Below are 2,736 nucleotides of genomic sequence, written 5' to 3' on the forward strand. Positions count from 1 at the left end.
CTTCTGGGGCGGCTCGGGTTCGGTGGCCTGCCAGGAGTTCATCACCCAACTGGGCCGCAACTTCCAGGTCATCTACCAGCAAGCCAACTCCCACGGCCAAAGCGTGCAAAACGCCGGCAACAACATGAGCTCCACCGACTCTGCCGTCGGCTCCAGCTGGGCCTGACAACTAACTTCCTGCAATACCGCCAACATCGTTGGCGCTATTGAGCATTCGCGGCGCCAGAGGCGACCGACGTGAGCGTGCTTTGTCACGCTGCTTACGCTGAGCGCCAGTCGCGCGCGGTTATCCCCGAAATCGGCATCTGCCGCAACTACCCGCCCGCAGGAGGTACCGCCGGTACCGGATAAACTTCTCGGCAACCCACGAGCGAGGAGCGTCCCATGGAGGGGTTTGCCAGGAAGGTAGCCGCGGTCACCGGCGCCGGGTCAGGTATCGGCCAGGCGCTGGCCGTCGAGCTGGGCCGCTCCGGTGCCACGCTGGCGATCAGCGATGTCGACCTCGAGGGCCTCGCGCAGACCGAAGAGCGACTGAGGGCCATCGGTGTGCCGGTCCGGGCCGACCGACTCGACGTCACCGAACGCGAGGCGTTCCATTCCTATGCCGACCAGATCAACGAGCATTTCGGCAAGGTCAACCAGATCTACAACAACGCCGGGATCGCGTTCACCGGCGACATCGAGGTCAGCCAGTTCAAGGACATTGAGCGGGTGATGGACGTCGACTTCTGGGGAGTAGTCAACGGCACCAAGGCTTTTCTGCCGCATCTGATCGCCTCCGGCGACGGCCACGTCATCAACGTCTCGAGCCTTTTCGGGCTGATGTCGATGCCCGGGCAGGCCGCCTACAACGCGGCCAAATTCGCCGTCCGCGGCTTCACCGAGGCCTTACGTCAGGAGATGGCGCTCAACAGCCACCCGGTCAAAGTGACCTCGGTGCATCCCGGCGGCATCAAGACCGCGATCGCCCGCAACTCCACCGCTGCCGAGGGGGTGGACCCCGGTGCGCAGGCAAGTTTCTTCGACAAGCGACTGGCCACGACCACCCCGCGGCGGGCGGCCGAGATCATTTTGGACGCGGTCCGCAAAGACCGGGCCCGGGTGCTGGTCGGCCCCGACGCCAAGGCGCTGGATCTGGTCGTGCGGTTGACCGGTTCGGGCTACCAGCGGCTGTTCTCGCCGGTCGTAGGCCGACTGAAACCGCCGTCGCGCTAGGTCGATTACGCGTCGCGCTAGCGACCGAGCGGGTGTTCGCCCAGCCACCCGTCTGCCACCGCTTGTGGGTCGACGCCGGCGATCACCTGCCGGCGCATCTCGACCACCGCGGCGGTGTCCAGTACGCCCGCCACCTCGTTGACCGCCAGCAGCTGCCGATCGGTTAGCTCGTTGCGGCGGTAGAGCGGGACCACGTTCTCGGCCTGCACCAGCGCCGGCTTGCCGTCGGTCAGCACAACCAGGTCGGCCGGCACGCCGGGGTCGGTGCTGGTGGTCCAGGCCGCGGTGACCGTTTGAGCTCGAAGCGCGGCGAAAAGGGTTGCATCGTCTGAGAATTCGCGAGCAGCAGGCAGCCGGCAGCTGCCGACCGCCGAGGGCTTCGCCGCGCCGGCGATCGAGCCGATGACCAAGCCATCACAGTGCCGCGGCACAGCGCTGAGATCAGTGCCGCCCCAGCTCTTGGCCGTCGACTCGCTGACCGCCAGCGCGGGCTTGTCCTCGGCAGCGGTGGTGTAATCGCCAGCCGCGATGCCCTCGGGTAACGCGCCAACCATCGCCTTGTAGACCTGTGCGTCGGACCGCACGGTGGTACCGGGCTGAAAGCGCTGCAACACCCGACCGGTGAAACCGGGGACGACGACAAACGCACCCGAGTCGAGCTTGGTCAGCGGGTCAGCTGCCTGCTCGCTGCGCGCCGGGAACCCGTAGGACCGCAGCGCCCCGGTGTAGATGTCGGCCAGCAACACCGACTCGGCACCGGGACGGGACCCGACCACCACTTCACCCGCGCGGTGCTGGCTGCCGGTTGTCTGCGCGCACCCCGTCATCGCCAGCGCCACGGCGAGCGTGAGACACGTTGCCCGGCTTCTCCTCATCGCGCTCCGCGCCGTGCATCGTCGCCGGCGAGCGCAGTCAACCTGCCGACGCTCACTCCGCGGGATCTGCGGCGGCGGCTACCGCAGCGGCAACCGCCGGCGCAACCCGCGGGTCCAGCGGGCTCGGGACGATCCGATCCGGCGCCAAGTCGTCGGCGACGACGGAGACGATCGCCTCGGCCGCGGCCACTTTCATCTTGTCGGTGATCTTGCTGGCACCGGCCTCCAGCGCACCACGAAACACGCCGGGAAACGCCAGCACGTTGTTGATCTGGTTGGGAAAGTCGCTTCGCCCGGTGGCGACCACGGCGGCGTGCCTGGCCGCAGCGTCGGGACGGATCTCCGGGTCGGGGTTGGACAGCGCGAACACAATGCCCTCGGGGGCCATCGTCGCGATCAGTTCCTCGGGAATGACCCCGCCGGACACACCGAGGAACACGTCGGCCCCCTCCAGCGCCTCGACGATGCCGCCGGAAAGGCCGCGCGGGTTGGTGCGTAGCGCCAGCTGCGCTTTGACGCTGTTCATGTCGTCGCGCCCGGAGTGCAGGATGCCACGCGAGTCGAGCACGGTGACATCGGAAATCCCGTTCGCTTGAAGGAGATTCGCGCACGCGACGCCCGCTGCCCCGGCGCCGGAGATGACCAC

4 protein-coding genes are annotated in these 2,736 nt (G+C 67.6%); 2 read left to right on the top strand and 2 right to left on the bottom strand.

Annotated features, from left to right (window positions below):
• Both VNW74_RS16215 and VNW74_RS16220 read left to right on the top strand, forming a co-directional pair.
• Positions 1 to 166: WXG100 family type VII secretion target (locus VNW74_RS16215; RefSeq protein WP_325678548.1), on the top strand; the 166-nt coding region annotated here is incomplete at its 5' end.
• 218 nt (positions 167 to 384) lie between these two features.
• Entirely contained in the window at positions 385 to 1,215 is an 831-nt protein-coding gene (locus VNW74_RS16220; protein WP_325678544.1) for an SDR family oxidoreductase, read from the top strand.
• A 17-nt stretch (positions 1,216 to 1,232) separates the two neighbouring features.
• Here VNW74_RS16220 and VNW74_RS16225 read toward each other — a convergent pair whose 3' ends face one another.
• Together VNW74_RS16225 and VNW74_RS16230 are read right to left on the bottom strand one after the other, a co-directional pair.
• Positions 1,233 to 2,090 (bottom strand): glycine betaine ABC transporter substrate-binding protein, encoded by an 858-nt coding sequence (locus tag VNW74_RS16225; protein ID WP_414686698.1) that lies wholly within the window; start codon positions 2,088 to 2,090, stop codon positions 1,233 to 1,235.
• Positions 2,091 to 2,142: 52 nt separating this feature from the next.
• Positions 2,143 to 2,736 (bottom strand): malic enzyme-like NAD(P)-binding protein (locus VNW74_RS16230; protein WP_325678546.1); only part of this gene is annotated, 594 nt, incomplete at its 5' end.

This window comes from Mycobacterium sp. (genome assembly GCF_035570115.1).
Classification (GTDB): Bacteria; Actinomycetota; Actinomycetes; order Mycobacteriales; family Mycobacteriaceae; genus Mycobacterium.